The sequence below is a fragment of the uncultured Hyphomicrobium sp. genome, from assembly GCF_902826555.1.
GTDB lineage: Bacteria > Pseudomonadota > Alphaproteobacteria > Rhizobiales > Hyphomicrobiaceae > Hyphomicrobium_C.
Genome location: NZ_CADEFI010000014.1, coordinates 5,392 through 24,551, shown reverse-complemented (window position 1 = coordinate 24,551; position 19,160 = coordinate 5,392). Strand labels below are relative to the sequence as shown.

At 65.2% G+C, this 19,160-nt stretch carries 18 protein-coding genes; 5 read left to right on the top strand and 13 right to left on the bottom strand.

From position 1 onward, the window contains the following. Window positions 1-32: 32 nt before the first annotated feature. From QZV93_RS08210 to QZV93_RS08170, 9 genes are all read right to left on the bottom strand, one after another. Window positions 33-758 carry a nucleotidyltransferase family protein gene (locus QZV93_RS08210; protein ID WP_295557501.1) on the bottom strand — a complete coding sequence of 242 codons (726 nt, stop codon included), beginning with the start codon at window positions 756-758 and terminating at the stop codon, window positions 33-35. Further along, window positions 755-2,296 carry a phosphotransferase gene (locus QZV93_RS08205; protein ID WP_295557499.1) on the bottom strand — a complete coding sequence of 514 codons (1,542 nt, stop codon included), beginning with the start codon at window positions 2,294-2,296 and terminating at the stop codon, window positions 755-757. Before QZV93_RS08205 ends, QZV93_RS08210 begins: the two co-directional genes overlap by 4 nt. Beyond that, window positions 2,250-4,763, bottom strand: a complete 2,514-nt coding sequence (locus QZV93_RS08200) for a PAS domain-containing sensor histidine kinase (RefSeq protein WP_295557497.1) — start codon at window positions 4,761-4,763, stop codon at window positions 2,250-2,252. Before QZV93_RS08200 ends, QZV93_RS08205 begins: the two co-directional genes overlap by 47 nt. A 222-nt stretch (window positions 4,764-4,985) precedes the next feature. Continuing rightward, window positions 4,986-6,404, bottom strand: a complete 1,419-nt coding sequence (gene ahcY, locus QZV93_RS08195) for an adenosylhomocysteinase (protein ID WP_295557496.1) — start codon at window positions 6,402-6,404, stop codon at window positions 4,986-4,988. A gap of 240 nt (window positions 6,405-6,644) precedes the next feature. Beyond that, a complete protein-coding gene (locus QZV93_RS08190) occupies window positions 6,645-6,950 on the bottom strand; it encodes an HPr family phosphocarrier protein (RefSeq protein WP_295557494.1) in 306 nt (101 codons plus the stop codon). An 18-nt stretch (window positions 6,951-6,968) separates the two neighbouring features. Continuing rightward, window positions 6,969-7,373 (bottom strand): PTS sugar transporter subunit IIA, encoded by a 405-nt coding sequence (locus QZV93_RS08185; protein ID WP_295557492.1) that lies wholly within the window; start codon window positions 7,371-7,373, stop codon window positions 6,969-6,971. A gap of 214 nt (window positions 7,374-7,587) precedes the next feature. Next, window positions 7,588-8,040: an HPr kinase/phosphatase C-terminal domain-containing protein gene (locus QZV93_RS08180; RefSeq protein ID WP_295557491.1), complete on the bottom strand. Its 453-nt coding sequence runs from the start codon at window positions 8,038-8,040 to the stop codon at window positions 7,588-7,590. Beyond that, window positions 8,021-9,928, bottom strand: a complete 1,908-nt coding sequence (locus QZV93_RS08175; protein WP_295557489.1) for a stimulus-sensing domain-containing protein — start codon at window positions 9,926-9,928, stop codon at window positions 8,021-8,023. The genes QZV93_RS08180 and QZV93_RS08175 overlap by 20 nt, the downstream gene beginning before the upstream one ends. 76 nt (window positions 9,929-10,004) lie before the next feature. Continuing rightward, entirely contained in the window at window positions 10,005-10,712 is a 708-nt protein-coding gene (locus QZV93_RS08170; protein WP_295557488.1) for a response regulator transcription factor, read from the bottom strand. A 151-nt stretch (window positions 10,713-10,863) separates the two neighbouring features. On the opposite strand from QZV93_RS08170, the gene QZV93_RS08165 reads away from it, so the two are divergent. From QZV93_RS08165 to QZV93_RS08155, 3 genes are all read left to right on the top strand, one after another. After that, the gene (locus QZV93_RS08165) at window positions 10,864-11,643 is read left to right on the top strand and encodes a DUF2470 domain-containing protein (RefSeq protein ID WP_295557486.1); all 780 of its coding nucleotides are present in this window, start codon (window positions 10,864-10,866) and stop codon (window positions 11,641-11,643) included. 120 nt (window positions 11,644-11,763) lie between these two features. Next, window positions 11,764-13,572 (top strand): phosphoenolpyruvate carboxykinase (GTP), encoded by a 1,809-nt coding sequence (locus tag QZV93_RS08160; RefSeq protein WP_295557484.1) that lies wholly within the window; start codon window positions 11,764-11,766, stop codon window positions 13,570-13,572. A 169-nt stretch (window positions 13,573-13,741) separates the two neighbouring features. After that, window positions 13,742-14,134, top strand: coding sequence for a hypothetical protein (locus tag QZV93_RS08155; protein ID WP_295557482.1), 393 nt, complete (start codon window positions 13,742-13,744; stop codon window positions 14,132-14,134). A 21-nt stretch (window positions 14,135-14,155) separates the two neighbouring features. On the opposite strand, the gene QZV93_RS08150 is transcribed toward QZV93_RS08155, so the two are convergent. The 4 genes from QZV93_RS08150 to QZV93_RS08135 form a co-directional block, all read right to left on the bottom strand. Continuing rightward, on the bottom strand, window positions 14,156-15,430 hold the full coding sequence (locus QZV93_RS08150; protein WP_295557481.1) for an NAD(P)/FAD-dependent oxidoreductase: 1,275 nt from the start codon (window positions 15,428-15,430) through the stop codon (window positions 14,156-14,158). Between the two features lie 147 nt (window positions 15,431-15,577). Further along, window positions 15,578-16,300 carry a cytochrome c biogenesis protein CcdA gene (locus tag QZV93_RS08145; protein ID WP_295557479.1) on the bottom strand — a complete coding sequence of 241 codons (723 nt, stop codon included), beginning with the start codon at window positions 16,298-16,300 and terminating at the stop codon, window positions 15,578-15,580. 8 nt (window positions 16,301-16,308) lie between these two features. Beyond that, window positions 16,309-16,704: a thioredoxin family protein gene (locus tag QZV93_RS08140; protein WP_295557477.1), complete on the bottom strand. Its 396-nt coding sequence runs from the start codon at window positions 16,702-16,704 to the stop codon at window positions 16,309-16,311. Between the two features lie 60 nt (window positions 16,705-16,764). Beyond that, on the bottom strand, window positions 16,765-17,568 hold the full coding sequence (locus tag QZV93_RS08135; RefSeq protein WP_295557476.1) for a pentapeptide repeat-containing protein: 804 nt from the start codon (window positions 17,566-17,568) through the stop codon (window positions 16,765-16,767). A 133-nt stretch (window positions 17,569-17,701) separates the two neighbouring features. Here QZV93_RS08135 and QZV93_RS08130 point away from each other — a divergent pair, with 133 nt between their 5' ends. Next, entirely contained in the window at window positions 17,702-18,376 is a 675-nt protein-coding gene (locus QZV93_RS08130) for a Crp/Fnr family transcriptional regulator (protein WP_295557474.1), read from the top strand. 147 nt (window positions 18,377-18,523) lie between these two features. Continuing rightward, window positions 18,524-19,160, top strand: a 637-nt coding sequence (locus tag QZV93_RS08125) for a TlpA disulfide reductase family protein (RefSeq protein ID WP_295557472.1), incomplete at its 3' end; no start/stop codon positions are given.

Sequence of the window (19,160 nt, the reverse complement as noted above, 5' to 3'; positions counted from 1 at the left end):
TACAGCCGGGTATACCACCGGGACGGGGGCAATCAGGCGCTTGCCGCGCGGGCTATCCACTGTTCCGCGTCCTGGACAGATTGCGGCGTGCCGACGTGCATCCACACGCCGTCGAGCCTGAGCCCAAAAAGGCGGCCGCGGGCGATGGCACGGTCCCATAACACGTTGAGGGAGAAACGCCCCTTGGGCGCGTCCTCGAACAGGCGCGGATGGGCGATGGAAACGCCGGTGAAGGCGAATGGCGACTCGCGACGCTCGCCGCGACGCTCGAGCGCGCCATCCTGCGACATGAGAAAATCGCCGTGGCCGTCATAGCCGATACTGGTGGCGCCGAGGGCGAGCAGCAGGAGACTGTCCATGCGCTTGGCGTCGAAGGCTGTAGCGAGGCGGGCGATGTTGGAGCCGATACCGTCGATCCAGGCGGAATCCGAGTTGTGGATGACGAACGGAGCTTTGCCGAGCAGCGGCAGCGCCTTCACCACTCCGCCGCCGGTATCCAGTAGCTCGCCGCGCTCGTCCGATATGGTGATGGCGGGCTTCTTGCGGCCCTTCAGATGGCCTTCGACCTGATCGGCGAAGTGGTGGACATTGACGACAGCGCGCTCGATGCCGCCGGCCGCCAAGCGATCGAGCACATGGTCGATAAGGGGCTTCCCGCACAGCGGCACCAGTGGCTTCGGCATGGTGTCCGTCAGCGGGCGCATGCGCGTGCCGAGGCCGGCGGCCAGCACCATGGCAGTCGTCACCTTGTCGGTCATGCAGGCGGGCTCCCGGGGAGTGGAACTGCGGGCGGTTGGTGGCGGATGGAATCCGGAAGGTGGCGATCGAACCAACGGGCGAGGGCGGCAAGCTCGGGATGGGCGAGCCCGCGCGCCAGATACCGCCATAGGCGCGGGATGTGACGTAAATACGTATGTTTGCCATCGCGCATCGCGAGGCGCGCAAAAATGCCCAGGATCTTGGTGTTGCGCTGAACGCCGAGGGCCGCGTAGGCGAAGCTGAACGCGTCGCGATCGAACGCGGGTTCGGTGCCCCGCTGCCCGAGGTAATGGGCCAGCAACTCGTCCTCCAGCGCCGGCGGGACGTCGAGACGGGCATCCTCGAGCAGCGAGACAAGATCATAGGCCGCGGAGCCGCAGAGAGCGTCCTGGAAGTCGAGGAGACCGGCGCGGCGCGGGCCGTCACGCTCGGGCAGCCAGACGAGGTTGGGCGAGTGGTAGTCGCGCAGCACCCAGCCGGCAGGCTCGGACGCGAGGCGCGCGAAGATGCCCTGCCAGGCGTCCATGAACTCGGCGCGGATCTCGGAGGGGACCGGTGCGCCGTAAATCGCGCGCCAGTACCAGTCGGGCAAGAGCTCGACCTCGATGCCGAGCACGGCCGCGTCCTGGCGCGGGACATGGTGGCTCGTTCCATCGGGGAGCGCGATCGATCCCGGCACAGGCACGCGGGCCAGCGCAATCAATGTGTCGGTGGCGGCTCGCCAGAGCTCGGCCTGCGAGGTGCCGTTCTCGATCTCGGCTCCGAAGACACGATCGCCGAAGTCTTCGAGCACGAGGAAGCCGCGGTCGAGATCGGTCGCGTAGATCTCGGGAGCGCTCAGCTCGGCCTCGCGCAGCGCAGACGCCACGGCCACGAACGGCCGTACATCCTCTGCCAGTTTCGCGATGCGGCTGTAGGGCAGGCCGTTCCTGATCGGCGGCCCGTCCGGCTGGCGGGGCTGATCCATGAGGATCGCCGAGCTGCGGGCGGAACCGAGGCGTGCGTAAGCGCGGGCGGAGGCATCGCCTTGCAGGTAGGCGGGCATTGCCGCATCCCATGGCGGATGTGCGTCGAGAAAGCCCGACATGACTTCGAGGCGGGCGAGCCGTGACACCCAGGTGCCATGTCCCGTGAGGTGCAACGCGCCGGGGGTGACGTGGATGTCGAGGCGGTTGGTGGCGGGGCGGCCCGGCATCGGCTCCGCAATTTCGACGACAACGGCGCCGTCGGCCAGGCGGGTATCAAGCGCGGATAGAGCGGCGGCGTGTAAATCGAGGTGGGCCAGCGCGAGACGGGGCGTGGTGTAGATCTGTGCGCGCGATCCGATCGGGCTCGGGACCTCTGCCCCAGGATCGCCGAGAAGGGCGCGGACGAGGGCGCGCGCGAACGTCGCCCGGAGGGCAGGGGTGCCCGAAAGTGCCAGCAGGTCGCCTACGGCGAGCTTCAGCGCGATGCGCTCCGCCAAGCGGACGACCGACGCCTCGTCCGTGTCAACCACGCGCCAGTCTTGCTGCTGCTTCAGTGCCTGTGGGGACATTCTTTTGCTCGAGGCCACGCTCGGGGAAACGTACCGTGACCTTGGTTCCTCTTCCAGGCTCGCTGTCGAGCGTCATGTCCCCGCCGTGCAGATCGACGAGGCTTTTGACGATGGACAGGCCGACACCGGCCCCGCGATGCTTGCTGCCCTGGCTGCGGCTTTCGAAACGCTCGAAAATACGAGCCTGCTGCTCCTTGGGGATGCCGACCCCCTGGTCCTCCACCGAGAACACCATGGTTCCGCCCTCGCGCCAGCACGAGAGATGCACCACGCCCTCGGGCTTCGAGAAGCCCACGGCGTTGGACAGCAGATTGTAAAGCACCTGACGCACGCGCTGCTCGTCGGCGATGAAGCCCGTCGCATCGTCGGCGACGGCGATGTCGAGCGTGAGGCGGGCGCGTGCGGCGCGTTCGCGCACGCCGTTGATGGCTTGATCGATGACGGCCTGGACGTCGACCTTGGCGAGCTTCAGCTCCAGCCCGCCGGCATCGATGGCGGACAGGTCGAGGATGTCGTCGATGATGGCGAGAAGCGTCTTCGACGAGAAGGAAATGTCGTCGAGATAGTCACGCTGGCGCGGCGTCAGCACGCCGAAGATCGGGTTGGCCAGCAGCTCGCTGAAACCGATGATGTTGGTCAGCGGCGTGCGAAGCTCGTAGGAGATGTGGCCGATGAACTGGTTCTTCAGCGTGTCGGCGGTGACGAGAGCCTCGTTGCGCTCGATCAGCGCCCGCTCGTAGCGCTTCGAGTCGGTCACGTCGACGAAGGTGAGCAACGTGCCGCCGTCGGGAAGCGGCGTCACGGCGTAGTCGATGACGCTGCTGTCGGGGCGCACCATCTGGCCCTCGATGGGCTCGCGCATGTCGAAGGACGTGACCGCTCGGCTGATCTCGGCCCACGGCGCGAATTCGCCGTGCAGCACCTGCGTGACACGGATGAACTCGTCGATGTGCGGCCGCTCGTCGAGCTGCTGGCGGGACAGCTTCCAGATGGATGCGAAGGCCGAATTGTGGAGCTGGAGCCGGCCGTCGGTACCGAACACGGCGACGCCCTCATTGAGGCTGTTCAAGGTCTCCGTCTGCACGCCGATCAGGGCATTGTAGCGGCTTTCGAGGGCCAGGCGCTCGGTCTCATCCCTGTAGAGATAGGTCACGCCGCCATCCGGGCGCTGCGCGGCCATGACGTGCAGATCGCGCCCGTCGGGCAGGTGCCACCAATCCTCGTGCTCGGTCTCGTCCTTGTAGCCTTTCAGGACCTTCGACTTCCATTCGCGGTAGTTCACCACTTCCGGCAGGCGGCCAAGCTCGCGCAGGCGGTCAAGCACGGCACCGTCGCTCGGCGCAGACGCGAGCCAGCCGGCATCGAGCTGCCAGAGCTTCTGGTAAGCGGCGTTGAAGAACGTGAGCTTCTGGTCGGCGTTGAAGATGGCAACGGCGGTGGCGACGCGGTCCAGCGTGCGGTCGTAGGCGGCGATCTGACGATTGAGCTCACCCTTCGCGGATTCGAGATCGGCGACGTCGATCGCTGCGCCCGCGGTCGCGTCACCCAGCGGCAGCACGGTGACCTCGTGCGTCTTCCTTTCGGAGCCGACGATGAGAGGCAGGCGCTCCTTGAAGACCTGGCCCGTTTTCAGGACGCGCGCGACCTTCTTGCGCTGGCGCGACTCGAGCAACTGGATCTGACCGTCGACGACCTCCGCCTCGCTCTCGGCGTCCACGGCCTTCACATAGGCGCTGTTGACCCACGTGATGCGCCCCGACACGTCGTGCAGCCAGGCGGGATGCGGGAGCGCGCTCAAAAGCGCACGGCTCGCGCGCACGTCGCGGGCGAGCCGCATGTGCTGATCGAGGATGACGGACAGATCGCGCTTGTAGCCGGCGACGTCCTTGAAGCGCAGCACGGCCCGGCTTCCGGCGGCGCGGCCGTCCGCCTCGACGTGGCCGCCGGCCGCCGTCTTGAGGATCAGGTTGAAGGCGCGGCCCTCGGAGAGAAGACCATCCAGCGCGGACTTGAGCGCCGCGTTGCTTTTCTGGTCGAGCCAGAAGTTGAAGCGCACCAGCTCGCCGGTGTTGGTGGGGAGGCCCGGCACGCCGGTCAGGGTGTTGGTGACGACGGAAATGCCACGCCCCTGCTCCCAGTGCATGAGCACCTGCGGCTCGGCCTTCATCAAGGCCTCGGCCGCAGCGAGGGCGCGCCTCAGCTCGCGCGATTCATCCTGGGCGCGGCGCGCCTGACGGCGCATGGTGCCGATCGCCTGATAGAGCAGGTACACGGTGCCGATGCCGGCCACGGTGACCAGCGCGGCGAGGATCCAGGTGCCGCCGGGCAGGCCGCCGTTGTCGAAGATCCTGCGTCCGGACGCCAGCGTCGCCGTCAGAACCGTGACGCAAGCGAGGCTCGCGAGCGCGAGCATGGCGAGCTCGACCCGTGTGTTCTGCCGTTCTGGCGTTGGGCTCTTGCCTGACATCGATCTCGGAGTTCGATCCCGCGCGCGCGTGGCTGCGGCCGCCCGGAAATGGCGAATCGCTTTCGAAGTATGGGGAGCTTCGCGGGCCGATGCCAGCCTCACGAGGGCACAGGGCCGGATAGACTTGCGCGTGCGTGCCAGGATCGTGAACCAGCACAAAATAAAAGCCCCGCAACCGGACACTATGCCGGTCACGGGGCCTGATTTTCGGGCTTTTGCGCCTCAGTAGCGGTAGTGATCCGCCTTGTAGGGGCCTTCGACCGGCACGCCGATGTAGTCGGCCTGCTCGGGGCGCAGCTTGGTGAGCTTCACGCCCAGCTTCTCGAGGTGGAGGGCGGCGACCTTCTCGTCGAGCACCTTCGGCAAGGTGTAGACCTTCTTCTCGTACTTGCCGGGATTGGCCCAGAGATCGACCTGCGCCAGCGTCTGGTTCGAGAACGAGGACGACATGACGAACGAGGGATGCCCCATGGCGTTGCCGAGGTTCACGAGGCGGCCTTCCGACAAAAGGATGATGCGGTTGCCGGACGGGAACTCGATCTCATCGACCTGCGGCTTGATGTTGGTCCACTTGAAATTCTTGAGGCCCGCGACCTGAATCTCGTTGTCGAAATGGCCGATGTTGCAGACGATGGCGCGATCCTTCATCAGGCGCATGTGATCGACGGTGATGATGTCGCGGTTGCCGGTGGCGGTGACATAGATGTCCGCGCGGCTGAACGCGTTCTCGATGGTGGTGACCTCGTAGCCTTCCATCGAGGCCTGGAGGGCACAGATCGGGTCGACTTCCGAGACGATGACACGGGCACCGGCCTGACGGAGCGAGGCGGCCGAACCCTTGCCGACGTCGCCGAAGCCGGCCACGAAGGCGACCTTGCCGGCGAGCATGACGTCGGTGCCGCGGCGGATGGCGTCGACGAGCGATTCACGGCAGCCGTAGAGGTTGTCGAACTTCGACTTCGTGACGCTGTCGTTGACGTTGATGGCCGGGAACAGAAGCTGGTTCTGCTCGGCCAGCTTGTAGAGGCGATGCACTCCGGTCGTGGTTTCCTCGGAGACGCCGCGGATCGACGTCGCAACATGCGCGAACCAGCCCGAGGGCTTCTCTTTCAGAAGACGCTTGATGAGCGCGAAGAAGATTTCCTCCTCCTCGGAGCCGGGCTTGTCCAGGAAGGCGGTGTCGCCGTTCTCCGCACGCAGGCCGTAGTGGACCAGCATGGTCGCGTCGCCGCCGTCATCGAGGATCATGTTGGGCACGCCGCCGCCGTGCCAGTCGAAGAGACGCGCGGTGAAGTCCCAATACTCGACGAGCGTCTCGCCCTTGAAGGCGAAAACGGGCGTGCCGGCGGCGGCGATGGCGGCCGCGGCGTGGTCCTGGGTCGAGAAGATGTTGCAGGAGACCCAGCGCACGTCGGCGCCAAGCGCCTTCAGGGTCTCGATCAGAACCGCGGTCTGGATGGTCATGTGCAGCGAGCCGGCGATGCGCGCGCCCTTGAGCGGCTGCTTGGGGCCATACTCGGCGCGGATCGCCATCAGGCCCGGCATCTCCGTCTCCGCAAGATCGATCTCCTTGCGGCCGAAAGCGGCGAGCGACATGTCCTTGACGATGTAGTCCTTGTCGGCGGTCTGAGTGGCGGCCATGGGAGTTCCTTGAGCGAGCGTTTTCACGTTTTCCGGGGGCTCTGAGGCCCTCCCGGCGCAAAGATGGCCTTCCTATAACCGCGACCGGTGCAGGACGCAATAAGATATAAACAAGTCCTTATGTCCCGAGAAAAAGTCGGCATCCGGCTCAGCGGGCAGGGACGCGGACCCGTGGTATTGCCTACCGTGACGGGGCGGATTCAGGCCACAAACCGCAGATGTCGGACGGCACAGAGGCGCTCAATCCTCCTCGGCGAGTTCCTCGCCGAAGCCGGTCTCGACCAGATCGACCAGGGCGGCGAGCGCCTCGGGGCCCTCGGTGCCTTCGGCCGTGATGTAGAGGGTGGAGCCGGGACCGGCAGCGAGCATCATCAGCCCCATGATCGACGTGCCGCCGACCGTCTGGCCGTCGCGGGTGACCGTCACGGCCGCCTCGAAGGTCTCGGCCAGCTTGACGAATTTGGCGGATGCGCGGGCGTGGAGGCCCTTGCGGTTGACGACGGTGACGACGGCCTCGGGACGCTTGCTGTCTCTGATCTCAGGCATCGCGCTCTCGTCGACCTATCACTGCTCGCCTGAAAGCTCTTGGCTGGCCACCTTGATGTACTTGCGTCCGGCCTCGCGGGCCAGCGTTACCGCCTCGTCGAGCGGCACCTCGGCTCGCAATCCCGCGAGCTTGACGAGGATCGGCAGGTTGATGCCGGCGAGGATCTCGACATTGGCCTCGTCCATGACGGAGATGGCGAGGTTGGACGGCGTGCCGCCGAACATGTCGGTCAGGATAATGACGCCCGAGCCCGTCTCCGTACGGCGCACGGCCTCCAGGATCTCGGCACGGCGTGCCTCCATGTCGTCCTCGGGGCCGATCGAGATGGTCTCGAGCTGTGTCTGGGGTCCGACAATATGCTCGAGCGCCGCGCGGAACTCGACCGCCAGGCCGCCGTGTGTGACGATCACAAGTCCGATCATCTAATTGAGCCGAGGTTATTTCGAAGTTGGAAGTTCCGAGCACCAGCCCAATAGCAGGGTTGTGCTCCAAGTCTCCGTGGCGTCACGACATTCACCATCCTGTCGTGAGCAGCACGATGCCACACCCACCGTTTGTAGCGGGCCGGAGACTTACAGGGGTTCGCGGGCAAAGCAAGGGGTTTCCTGGCCACGCTCCCGGGGCGGTTAATACCCTTCATGCGGCGTCGAGAGCGAGAATAAGCTTGACAGGAGAGGAAGATTCGAAAGGAGCGAGCCGCAGCAGCGGCACCTCGATACCGAGGTAGTTCGCAGATGTCGCATCGAGTGGATAACGCGGGACGTCGCCCGCCGTCACGAGGTCGACCACCAGCGCGAGGCGCGCGGCGGCGCGATGAGGGAGCGTCACGATCCCGAGGCCGCGAACCTCGATCTTGCCAGCGATCGTCGGAGGAGGGCTGGCTTCGATCGTCCCCCCTTTGGCGAGCAGGCAGACCTGATCGTCGGCGAGCAACTCGGCGCGAGACGGGATGTGCGCCAGCTGCGGCATGGCAATGCACCGGAGGGCGAGGTCGGATTTTCCCGATCCCGAGGCGCCGCGGATCAGGGCCGCTTTCCCGCCTAGAGCGATCGCCGTTCCATGAACCGTTTCAGTTGGAGGATGGCTCATGGCGCTCGGATCCAACGCGCCGCCCACCCGCTGCACCAGCACGCGCAGAGGAAAGGAGAGCAGGCAGGCGCACGACGAAGCGCGCTCCCGGGCGGCGCTCCGGAGACTTCGCTGGGCCAGCCTTCTTGTTCTCGGCAGAAATCTCGCCGCCGTGGGCGCGAATGATCTCGCGCGAGATCGAGAGCCCGAGGCCGGAGTTCTTGCCGCGTACGGCCTCCGTGTCTGGGCGGTCGGTGTAGAAGCGATCGAAGATGATGTTGAGACGATCTTCCGGGATGCCGGGGCCTTCGTCCTCGACGGCCAGCTCGACGTTGGCGCCGACGCGGCGAAGGAAAACCGTGACTGCGCGACCTTCAGGCGAGAACGAGATGGCGTTGTCGACCAGATTCGTCAGCACCTGGCCCAGTCGGCCGGCGTGGCCGCTGACCAGGAACGCACCTTCGAAGGGCGCGACCGCGATGATGGTCTCCACGCGGCGGCTGTCGCCCGAGAGAATGTCCTTGAAGATCTGCGTCACACTGGCGACGACGGCGGTCACGTCGAGCGGACCCATCTGCTGGCGAGCGAGCTCGGCGTCGAGACGGGAGGCATTCGATACGTCGGTGATCAGGCGGTTGAGGCGCATCAACTCGTTCTGAATCTGCTTTACGACCTCTTTGCGCTGCTCGTCCGTCCTCGCATACGATAGCGACTCGGCCATCGAGCGCGCGGCGGTCAGGGGATTCTTGAGCTCGTGGGCCACGTCGGCGGCGAAACTCTCGCTGGCCTCGACACGGCGATAGAGCGCTGCCGTCATGGCGGCAAACGCCGACGCCATCTGTCCCACCTCATCGGTGCGATGAGCGAAATCCGGAAGCTCGTGGCGTGCGCCGATGTTGCGGCTCACGAGATCCGCCGAGGCCGACAGCCTGCGTATGGGGCCGGCAACGGTGCGCGCCAGAAGAAGCGCGCTGAGCAGGGTCGCCAGCCCGGCAAAGAGTGCAAGCAGCCAGATCTGATCCTGCTGATCGGAGACGATCTTGTCGATCTCGCCGGGCCGCGTCGACATGAGAAGCACGCCCTGCACGACGGACGCGCGCTGGATGGGAACAGCGGTCGAGACAATCTGCTGGCCCTTCTCGTTCAGGAGCAGCATCGCCGTCGCCTTGCCTTCGAGCGCCCGCTTTACCTCAGGATACGAGGTGCCGTTGGCGTTGCCGATCTCCTTGTAGACAGGGAGATCGTCGTTGGCGAGCATCCAGGACTTGAGGCGGGTCCAGAAATTCTTGGTGCTGGTCCGTCCACCGTCAGGGACCTTGGGCTCGTGCCGCGAAAGCTGGCCGCGCTTCAAGAGCGTCGCGGAGTCCATGACCAGCGTGCCGTCGCGGCTGTAGACGCGTGCGCGGCGCGTCGTGGGTTCGACCAGACGACGCAGAATCGGCGCGACGCGCTCCGGACGGATGGACAACTCGTGCGCGGTGAAGGCTTCGTCGTAAGGCGAGCTCGGCTCCTCCTCCACGACCGGATCGGTGTGGATGACCAGGCGGCCGGTTTCGACCCGCGCGTCACCCGCGATCGCGGCGGCGATAATCTCGCCTTGCACACGCAGCGACTCGCGCTTGGCGTCGATGAGCCAGGAGTTGTTCTCGCTGAAGTAGAGGATGCCACCGATCATCACAACGAGGCCAGCAACGCTGGCCACGAGAATGCGGCGCAACAGACTGCCAGCGATGAAGCGGACGGGGGGAAAAGTGCGCCACCAACCGAGTGCGCCGGTGCCGACGGCCGGCCGCTGGCGAAAGACATAGCGGATCCGGCGGACGAGATTGGAGAGGTGCCTCCGCGCACCGGAGAGGATGGCCTCAAGTCCGGTGTCGACAGCAGGCGTTCGCTCGGTTTCGAGCGCCATTACCCCTCCACGCGGACCGGTTACAGCGCGGCCCGCCTCTTTAACTCTTCTCTAGAAACTCAACCGACGCGCGTGGCTAGGCTTCCTTGAAGCGGTAGCCTACGCCATAGAGCGTCTCGATGACGTCGAAATCATCGTCGACTTGCTTAAACTTCTTGCGCAAGCGCTTAATATGGCTGTCGATCGTGCGGTCGTCGACATAGACCTGATCGTCGTAGGCGGCGTCCATCAGCGCGTCCCGCGTCTTCACCACGCCGGGGCGATGGGCAAGGGCCTGAAGGATGAGGAATTCGGTGACGGTGAGCGTCACGGGACGATTGTCCCAATGGCAGGTGTGGCGCTCCGGATCGAGCTTCAGCTTGCCACGCTCCAGAATGTGAGCGACCTGCGGTTCGGCGACCTGACCGTCCTTGGGCTGCAGACGACGGAGGATTGCGCGCACGCGCTCGACGATGAGGCGCTGCGAAAAGGGCTTGGCGATGTAGTCGTCGGCCCCCATCTTGAGACCGAACAACTCGTCGATCTCCTCGTCCTTGGAGGTGAGGAAGATGACGGGCATGTCCGACTGCTGGCGCACCCGGCGGAGCAGTTCCATGCCGTCCATGCGGGGCATCTTGATGTCGAAGATGCCGAGATCGGCGGGATCCTCGGTCAGAGCCTCGAGCGCGGAGGCGCCATCGCTGTAGGTGCGCACCTTGTAGCCTTCGGCCTCGAGTGCCATGCCGAGCGAGGTCAGAATGTTCCGCTCGTCATCCACCAGCGCGATCGTGCTTTTCTCTTTCATGGTCCCGATTATCCTCGCGGCAATCCTATTTGCCTTCCTGGCGCTTTATGGTCCCAAGGTGGATCAATTGTGGCAGGAGCCTTCTTATGCGTCGGGGCCTGAACACGAACTGAATGGCCTCGAAAGCCAGAACCGAGCGGAGTGATCACACATGGCAGGCACCGAAAGCGGCAAAGAACCCGGCGCTTCGCGGCAACCGTCTCAAGCCCAGCTTCCGCCGGGTGACGCCGCGCGCCTCATCATGCGCCGCGCCCTCAAGGCCTCGCTGGCGACGCTCGAGGCATCGAGCGGCCATCCTTACGCCTCGCTGGTCACAATCGCAACCGATGTGGACGGAACGCCGCTGCTCTTGATCTCAACCCTCGCACTTCACACGAGAAATCTCAATTCCGACGCCCGGGCAAGCCTGCTTTTCGACGGTACGGATGCGGCCGGCGACCCCCTTGCAGGCGGACGCGTCACGGTGATCGGCCGGGCGGTCAAAACGGAGCGCGCCTCTGCCCGGGAGCGTTTCCTGGGCCGGCACCAAACGGCCCGGGGTTACGCGGATTTTCCGGATTTCGCCTTCTACGAACTGCAACCGGAGCGGGCGCACTTCATCGGGGGCTTCGGCAGGATCGTCGACCTCGCGCCAGGCGATTTTCTGATCAATACGGACGATTCAGCCGGCCTGATCTCGGCCCACGCCGACATCGTCTCGCATATGAACGACGATCACGCCGCGGCCCTCGCCCTTTACGCCACGGAGCTCGCAGGTGCGCCGGGTGGACCCTGGCGCATGACGGGCATCGATCCGGAAGGCTTCGACATCGTCTGTGATGGCACGACATGCCGGCTGCCGTTTACCATCCGCGTGACGACGCCGGACGAAGCGCGGCAGGAGCTGGTTCGCCTTGCGGCGCTGGCGCGCGATCAAAAGTCCAAGCGCTAACCGATTGCCCTTGGCTGTGCTTGTCCGGACGATCTTCCGGATGCTAGCCTTGCTTCCGCGCCCAAGCCAAAAAGAAAGCATCAAGCCTTTCAACGCTCATTGCGCGGAGGAACACCCAACATGAACGCCATGCCGCCTGTGGATGCCAAAACGAGCAATCCCGCTGTTCTCGCCTTCGTCGAGGAAGCAAAGGCCCTGTTCAAGCCGGACAATGTCCGGTGGTGCAACGGCACCAAGTGGGAATACCAAGAAATGTTGAAGGCGCTGGTGGACGGGGGAACCGCCCAGTGGCTCAACCCGGCCAAGCGGCCGAACTCCGTTATCGTGCGCTCCGATCCGGCCGACGTCGCCCGCGTCGAGGATCAGACTTTCATCTGCTCGCGCTCCAAGGACGATGCGGGTCCGACCAACAATTGGGCCGATCCCAACGAGATGAAAGCGACGTTGAGCAAGCTCTATGACGGGGCGATGGTGGGGCGCACCATGTACGTCGTCCCGTACTCGATGGGGCCGATCGGCTCGCCCATCGCCGGCATCGGCGTCATGGTGACCGATAGCGCCTATGCGGTCGCCAACATGCACATCATGACGCGCGTCGGCGACAAGGTGCTGGCGGCGCTCGGCCAAAGCAGCGATTTCGTGCGCGGCCGGCACACCGTCGGCTATCCGCTCTCGACGCCGGCGACGGCGGATGTCCCCTGGCCCTGCAACAAGACCAAGTACATCACGCATTTCCCGGAGACTCGCGAGATCTGGTCCTATGGCTCGGGCTACGGCGGTAACGCGCTGCTCGGCAAGAAATGCCACGCTCTGCGCATCGCCTCGGTCAAAGCCCGCGACGAGGGCTGGATGGCCGAGCACATGCTCATCCTCAAGCTCACCAACCCGGAAGGCCGGTCAAAGTTCGTAGCGGCGGCCTTTCCGTCCGCTTGCGGCAAGACCAACCTCGCCATGCTGGTGCCGACCATTCCCGGCTGGAAGGCCGAGACGGTCGGCGACGACATCTGCTGGATGAAATTCGGCGCCGATGGCCGCCTCTATGCCATCAACCCGGAGACCGGCTTCTTCGGCGTCGCGCCCGGCACGTCGAACGACAGCAACCTCAACGCGATGAAGACGCTCACCGCGAACATCATCTACTCGAACGTCGCGCTCACCGACGACGGCGACGTCTACTGGGAGCAGATGGGCGAGCAGCCGGCCCATGCCATCGACTGGATGCGCCGCTCCTGGACACCCGCGTCGGGACGCCCATCGGCGCATCCCAACGCACGCTTCACGGCGCCGGCGGCCCAGTGTCCCGTGATCGCCAAGGAGTGGGAGGATCCCGCCGGCGTGCCGATCGATGCCATCCTGTTCGGCGGACGGCGCGCATCGGTGGTGCCGCTCGTTTCCGAAGCGCTTTCGTGGCGCCACGGCACGTTCCTCGGCTCCATCATGGCGTCCGAGAAGACCGCCGCCGCAGCCGGCGGAGGCGTCGGCGAACTGCGCCGCGACCCGATGGCCATGCTGCCTTTCTGCGGCTACAACATGGGCGACTACTTCCAGCACTGGATCAAGATGGGCGAGAAGGGCGGCAGCAAGATGCCGAAGGTCTTCTACGTCAACTGGTTCCGGAAGAGCCCCGAAGGCAAGTTCCTTTGGCCGGGCTATGCCGAGAACAGCCGCGTGCTGAAGTGGATCTTCGAGCGGTGCGACGGCACGGCGCAAGCGGTCGACACGCCGATCGGCAAACTGCCCGCCGATGGTGCGCTCGACATCAACGGGCTCAACGTGGCGCCGGGCGCCATGGGCGAGCTCTTGAAGGTGGACATCGCGGGCTGGAAGTCCGAGCTGCCGTCGATCCGCGAACATTTTGCGACATTCGGCGCCAAATTGCCGTCGGCGCTCAGCCAAGAGCTTGCCGATCTCGAGCAGCGTCTCGGCTGAACGCGCGACGCGTCCAGCGGCGAGAGGATCCCCTGACTTCAGTCAGGGGATCTCATGCGCTCATTTCGCGCTTATCCGAGACGCTCGAACTCTCGTATGAATCGTGATCTACACGTGACCCTGCACGGCGCCGAAAGGCTTTCCGTGCTCCTCTCGTGGGATAACGGCGATGCTGAACTGGCTTTCAAAGCTGTTCCGGCGGCACCACGAGGCTCAGCCTCAACGTCGCTCCGCGTCTCCCGTGCGCGTCATGCTCGACGAGAAAACCATCTCGGTCGACGACGGGGCGGGCGGCATCGCCTCGCTTCCGTGGTCCAGTCTCGGCAACGTGGCGGTGATCACCACCGATAGCGGGCCGTTTGCAACCGATCTGTTCTGGATCCTGACGGACAAGGAAGGCCGGCAGTCGATTACGGTGCCGATGGACGCCGGCGGCGAGGATGCGCTGCTCAAGGCCATGCAAGCGCGCCTCACGGGTTTCGACAACATGGCCGTCGTGGAGGCGATGAGCAGCGTCGAAAGCGGCCTGTTCCAGATCTGGCCGGCCACCGAAATCACTTAAGTGACCTCGGTGTCCGCAGGATCATCCCCGCGGCCGCGACGGTCCGGCCGACGCTTCAATCCCGCGATCCAAAATCGGTGCAAGAGGTCTGGAGAATGCGGAGGAGATCGCAATCTTCGCCCAGCGCACGCGTGTCAGCGCCAGCTTCATCCATCGGCGTGCCCAGAAGATCGGGCTCTCGTCGAGCGCCATGGCCTTGATCGAATAGGCGAGCGCCAACGACCGGCGATCGTGCGCGACCTTCTCGGGGTCGGCGTAGAAGCTCGCAATCTTCTCAACCCCCATGCCGGGGGTGGCGAGCCAGCGCGAGACATGGCCGTTGCAGAGGCGCTCGACGTCGACAAGCGCCTTGCGTGCGCCGCTGCCACCTGCGGGGCAAGCGGTGCCGAAGGCGTCGCCCACAAGCACCAGGCCGGGCGTCAGGTATCCCGTGGTCTCGTAGAGATCGATGGGGCGCATTTTCACCGGTCCCACGATGCGGAAGGGGCCGGTCAGGCGCTCGAGACGCGGCATCGCAGCGCTGAGAGTCGCCTCCGGCGCATCGCGAAACGCACGCAGCCACGGGTCTGCGAGATCGCGGTAGACGAAGAAGTTGGCACGCATGCGCGTGCCGATCGGAAACAGCGTGATGTAAGCTGCCCGAAAGCGCGGATGCTCGCCGTAGTGGGTGAGCGCACGGAAGGGAAAGCTCGCTCCCGCCAACGGCTCCATGTCGAAACCGAAGGTGATCGACTGGCACCGGCAGAGGTCCACGCGCTCGATACCAAGCTGCTCGCGGAGCGCATTGTTCAAGCCGCTGGCCAGCACCACCAGACGCGCTTCGATGGTCTCTCCGGTGGAAATGGAGACGCTCTGACGATCGGGGCTGTTGGCAACAGCCGTAACCTTGCCGTGGATCTGAGTGACGGACGGCGGCAGCTCGGCGCGCAGCCGGTTGACGAGCGGGCCATAGTCAAATCCCATCTGGTCGCTCGGCCGCTTCTCGGCGAGATGGCCAAGGAGCGAGACCCACACGGATCGGTCGTGCGTCGAGGCGGCGGTCACGGTGTCGCTGAGGCCGATCTTTTTCAGGACCGCCATCTGCCCGTCGTCGAACTTCTCGCAGCGGAAGTCGTCGGGGTAGGTTCGGTGCGGATCGATGATCACCACCGAATGGCCGGCACGTGCCAGCATGGTGGCGGCGATGGAGCCGGCCAGGCCCGCTCCGACAACCGCGACATCACACGCACGCCCCGGCGTCGCCGGCAAGGCGGCGAGGGCGCGAGCATCGCCTTCAGTTGCAGCAGCTTTGATCATCCGTGCGTAAGTGACTTTACTGACGTAGGTCCGTCACTCTTAGCGGGAAGCTTGCCAAACTCCGTTAAGGACGGGGCACGCGCCGGGCGAGCCGCTTTACAGCGTTAACAATGGCTTGCTGAAATCCATAAGACTGTGCGCTTCGGCTCAATAGCGGGTCGTGAGCTCGGTCAGCCACGCCGGGGAAGCTTCGACCAGGGCCGCCTCGATGGTCTTGTCGAAGCCGGTCAGGATGAGGATGCCAATGGCGACGAGCAGGACGCCGAGCACGGTCTTCCCCGTGCCGCCCGCTCCCAAGAGCAGGCCGCGCCACCGCATCATGGCCTCGCGCGAAAGAACCCCCAAGGCCAGGAGCGGAAGAGCGGCGCCCAATCCGAACAGCGCCATGGTCAACCCCACCTGTCCGAGGTTCTCGCCACGCGCAGCAAGCACGGACGCCGCGCCAAGCGTCGGGCCTACGCACGGCGCCCAGACGGCGCCAAGCACAAGGCCCAACAGAAATTGTCCGCTCCATCCGCGCGTCGAAAACTCGCCGAACACCTCCTCGACATAGTTGCCGATGGGGCTGCCGGCGGCGGCAAGGCGGACCTGCAACGGCTCTACGATCAGCACGATGCCGACGGCCAGCAGAGCCGCGGCGGCAACGGTGCGAAACAGGGCGGCATCGAGCCCGACGGCGTAACCGATCGTGGAGACGAACAAGCCGAGCACGGTGAACGACAAGGCTACTCCGACGGCGAGCGCGGCCGGTGCCCACCGATGCTCCGTGGCGGCGGCTCCGAGCACGATCGGCAGCAGCGGCAGGACGCACGGAGACAGAACCGACAGTGTGCCGGCGAGAGCTGCCAATGCCAGAGTAGCGAGGGTCACGGCCTCACTCAGAGGGCGGTTTTAAGAAGCGCTTCGATGCCTTCGGTGCTGGTATCGCCAGCGGAACGGCCGGTCTCCTTCTCGCCTTTGAAGGCGATCAACGTCGACTGACTGCGGGCGTTGAGCGTCCTCAGCGCTTCGCCGCCGGTGTCGAAATCAAGCTCGAACATCACGACATCCTTGAACGCGGGATCGGCCGCGAGCTTGTCCAGGATGGGCTTCTGGGCCTTGCAGGTCGGACACCACGGTGCGCTGACATGCACGAGGATGGACTTGCCCGCCGCCTGCGCGGCGGCCAGCGCCGCGGCGTCGTAAGGCTGCCGGCCGGCGGCTGCCGCAGGCAGGGCGATCGCCCATGCCAGGGCCAGCAGGGCTACGGAAACAAATATGAAACGTGGTGACATGGCGGCGCTCCCAGATCGCATCGGCATTCGTACCTTTCCATCTACGGACACGGCGCTCCTTCAGTTTCGGAAGGCGCGGTCCAAATTTTTCACCTTGTCGAGGTTCTTGGCCTTGTCGGCGTTCTTCATGGCACCGATGCGGGCGGAGTTGACGTCGGCGCCCTCGAAATCGGCGCCGGCCACGTTGGCGCCGGTGAAGTCCGAGCCGCCGAGCTCGCCGCCCGTGAGCGATGCACCCGTGAAATCGGCGCCGTTCAGGCTCGAATACTCGATCAGAACGCGGCGCATGTTGGCGCCTTTGAAGGAGGCGCCGTCGAGGACCGTGCTCTTGAACGTGCCGCGCATGAGGCCCATCGACTGGTTCTTCTCGTTGGCCGAGAGGTCGGCGCCGTCGAGGATCGCGCCCTTCATGCTGGCCTTCGAGAAGTCACCCGCCACGTGGGCACCCGTCATATCCGCGCCGTCGAGCTTTGCGCCGACGAACTGCGTTCCGAACAGGCTTGCGCTCCTGAGGTTGGCCCCGGTCCAGTTGGAATTGAGCGACCAGGCCGAGTCGAGGTTCACGCCTTCGAGGTTGGCCTTGGAAAGATTCGAACCCATGAGGCGGGCGGCCTGAAAGTTCACGCGGCGCAAGTCCATTCCCGACAGGTCGAGATTGTTCAGGGCCTTGCCGAAGAGATCCAGCTTTTCGCCCTCAGGCAGCTTGGCGATAGCGGCCTCGATCTCGGCCCGCGTCATCTCGGCCTTGGTGAAGGCCGGCTGCGAGAGATCGACCATGTCGAGCATGCTCTGAGCCCGGGAGGGGCCGACGCCAATCGACATCGCCAAGGCGATGGCGCTGATAAAAATGATCTTTCCGGACATCGCCCGCGCTCCTCCCAACTTTTTTGTTCGACCCGCTCGGGCGGGCTCGCCACGACCGTTTGCGTCGTGAGACACTGGGGTATTCGAGCCGAAAGCCACCATCTGTAACCTGGGTCACGAAACGCAAACCGCAATGCCTTCACATGATTTCGAAGACGTTTGGCTCGGCCTTTTTCCCGCCCTGGCCGAGCTTGCCCCAGAACATCTGGCGCTGGCGCGCGCCCAGGTTCGCTTTCCCGAGCTCCGGGAACGCGACGTCGCCTACCGGCAGGGATGGGAATGTCCCAACTATGTCATGTGCCTCGAAGGCGGGACACGGACTTTCAAGACGTCCAGCTCGGGGCGCGAGCTTCTGCTCTACAAAGTCGCCGCCGGCGGGACGTGCGTGTTCACGACACAATGCCTGCTCGCGGGCGGGACCTTTCCTGCCGAGAGCGTTGCGGAAGCTCCGACGCGGCTGGCCGCGCTGCCGGCCGCAAGCTTTCATACGCTGATGGCGCAATCGCCGCCGTTCCGCCGCTTCGTGCTGGACGACTACAGCACTCTCCTTTCGACCATGATCTCGCTCGTCGACGAGATGGCGTTCGCCTCGCTCGAGCAAAGGCTTGCCGGGCGTCTGATCGCGGAGGCCGACGGGCAAGGGTGCGTGGCCAAGACCCATCAGCAACTGGCGCTGGATCTCGGCAGCGTGCGCGAGGTCATCAGCCGGTATCTCGGCGAGTGGGAGCGGGCGGGTTGGATCCGGACCCAGCGCGGGCGAATCGAGATCCTGGACCGCGAGGCCCTCGCCACCCATCGAGGAACGTGATCCCTTTCAATAGACTGCGGTGCCCCTACATGTGCGGTTGCGGCCGCTCCGCCCACCCCCTGACACCGGGCCGCGATTCCGGGTAGTGTGCCGGCCAACACATGCCATGCCCGCCCCGCGTCCGGCGGGGCAGAAAGGACCTTTTTCATGTTCGATCCCGAAAGCCCGCCCGAGCTCGAAGCCGCCGCCTGGTTCAACGCCGAGACGCCGCCGAAGCTCAAGGACCTCAAGGGCAAGGTGGTCGTGCTGGCCGCCTTCCAGCAGCATTGCCCGGGCAGCCTCAGGCACGGCCTGCCGCAGGCGGCACGTCTCGCGCACGCCTTCAACGATGACGAGGTGGCCGTGATCGGGCTCAACACGCCGTTCGAGCAGACGGACACGCAGAGCAAGGCGGCGCTCGAGGCTTTTGTCGCCGAGCACGGCCTCTCGTTCCCGGTGGCGCTCGACAAGGCCAACGGCAAGAGCCTGCCGAAGACCATGGAGGCCTTCGAGATCCAGGGTACGCCGACGATTCTCATTTTCGACCGGCAGGGGCGTCTCCGGCGTCACTATCTGGGACAGGTGGACGATCTGCGGGTCGGCGCCGAGGTGATGGCGCTCACGATCGAAGCGCGCGACGCCCCGCGCGAGCAGTCGATTGCGCTCGAACGCCGGCTAGCGGCCGTGCTGACCGATCCGAACGCCCATCACCATCATGGTGACGGCTGCGGGTGCGGCCATGACCACGCGCACGATCATCACCATCATCATGCCGAGGGTGGCTGCTGCGGCGGTCACGGCCATG

Excerpts from the sequence above, each read along its gene's own strand:
- QZV93_RS08165 (WP_295557486.1), top strand. The coding sequence starts at position 10,864 with ATGGCAGGCACCGAAAGCGGCAAAGAACCCGGCGCTTCGCGGCAACCG.
- QZV93_RS08170 (WP_295557488.1), bottom strand. The coding sequence starts at position 10,712 with ATGAAAGAGAAAAGCACGATCGCGCTGGTGGATGACGAGCGGAACATT.
- QZV93_RS08200 (WP_295557497.1), bottom strand. The coding sequence starts at position 4,763 with ATGTCAGGCAAGAGCCCAACGCCAGAACGGCAGAACACACGGGTCGAG.
- QZV93_RS08135 (WP_295557476.1), bottom strand. The coding sequence starts at position 17,568 with ATGTCCGGAAAGATCATTTTTATCAGCGCCATCGCCTTGGCGATGTCG.
- QZV93_RS08130 (WP_295557474.1), top strand. The coding sequence starts at position 17,702 with ATGCCTTCACATGATTTCGAAGACGTTTGGCTCGGCCTTTTTCCCGCC.
- QZV93_RS08205 (WP_295557499.1), bottom strand. The coding sequence starts at position 2,296 with ATGTCCCCACAGGCACTGAAGCAGCAGCAAGACTGGCGCGTGGTTGAC.
- QZV93_RS08150 (WP_295557481.1), bottom strand. The coding sequence starts at position 15,430 with ATGATCAAAGCTGCTGCAACTGAAGGCGATGCTCGCGCCCTCGCCGCC.
- ahcY (WP_295557496.1), bottom strand. The coding sequence starts at position 6,404 with ATGGCCGCCACTCAGACCGCCGACAAGGACTACATCGTCAAGGACATG.
- QZV93_RS08185 (WP_295557492.1), bottom strand. The coding sequence starts at position 7,373 with ATGATCGGACTTGTGATCGTCACACACGGCGGCCTGGCGGTCGAGTTC.
- QZV93_RS08155 (WP_295557482.1), top strand. The coding sequence starts at position 13,742 with ATGCTGAACTGGCTTTCAAAGCTGTTCCGGCGGCACCACGAGGCTCAG.
- QZV93_RS08140 (WP_295557477.1), bottom strand. The coding sequence starts at position 16,704 with ATGTCACCACGTTTCATATTTGTTTCCGTAGCCCTGCTGGCCCTGGCA.
- QZV93_RS08190 (WP_295557494.1), bottom strand. The coding sequence starts at position 6,950 with ATGCCTGAGATCAGAGACAGCAAGCGTCCCGAGGCCGTCGTCACCGTC.
- QZV93_RS08210 (WP_295557501.1), bottom strand. The coding sequence starts at position 758 with ATGACCGACAAGGTGACGACTGCCATGGTGCTGGCCGCCGGCCTCGGC.
- QZV93_RS08175 (WP_295557489.1), bottom strand. The coding sequence starts at position 9,928 with ATGGCGCTCGAAACCGAGCGAACGCCTGCTGTCGACACCGGACTTGAG.
- QZV93_RS08160 (WP_295557484.1), top strand. The coding sequence starts at position 11,764 with ATGAACGCCATGCCGCCTGTGGATGCCAAAACGAGCAATCCCGCTGTT.
- QZV93_RS08180 (WP_295557491.1), bottom strand. The coding sequence starts at position 8,040 with ATGAGCCATCCTCCAACTGAAACGGTTCATGGAACGGCGATCGCTCTA.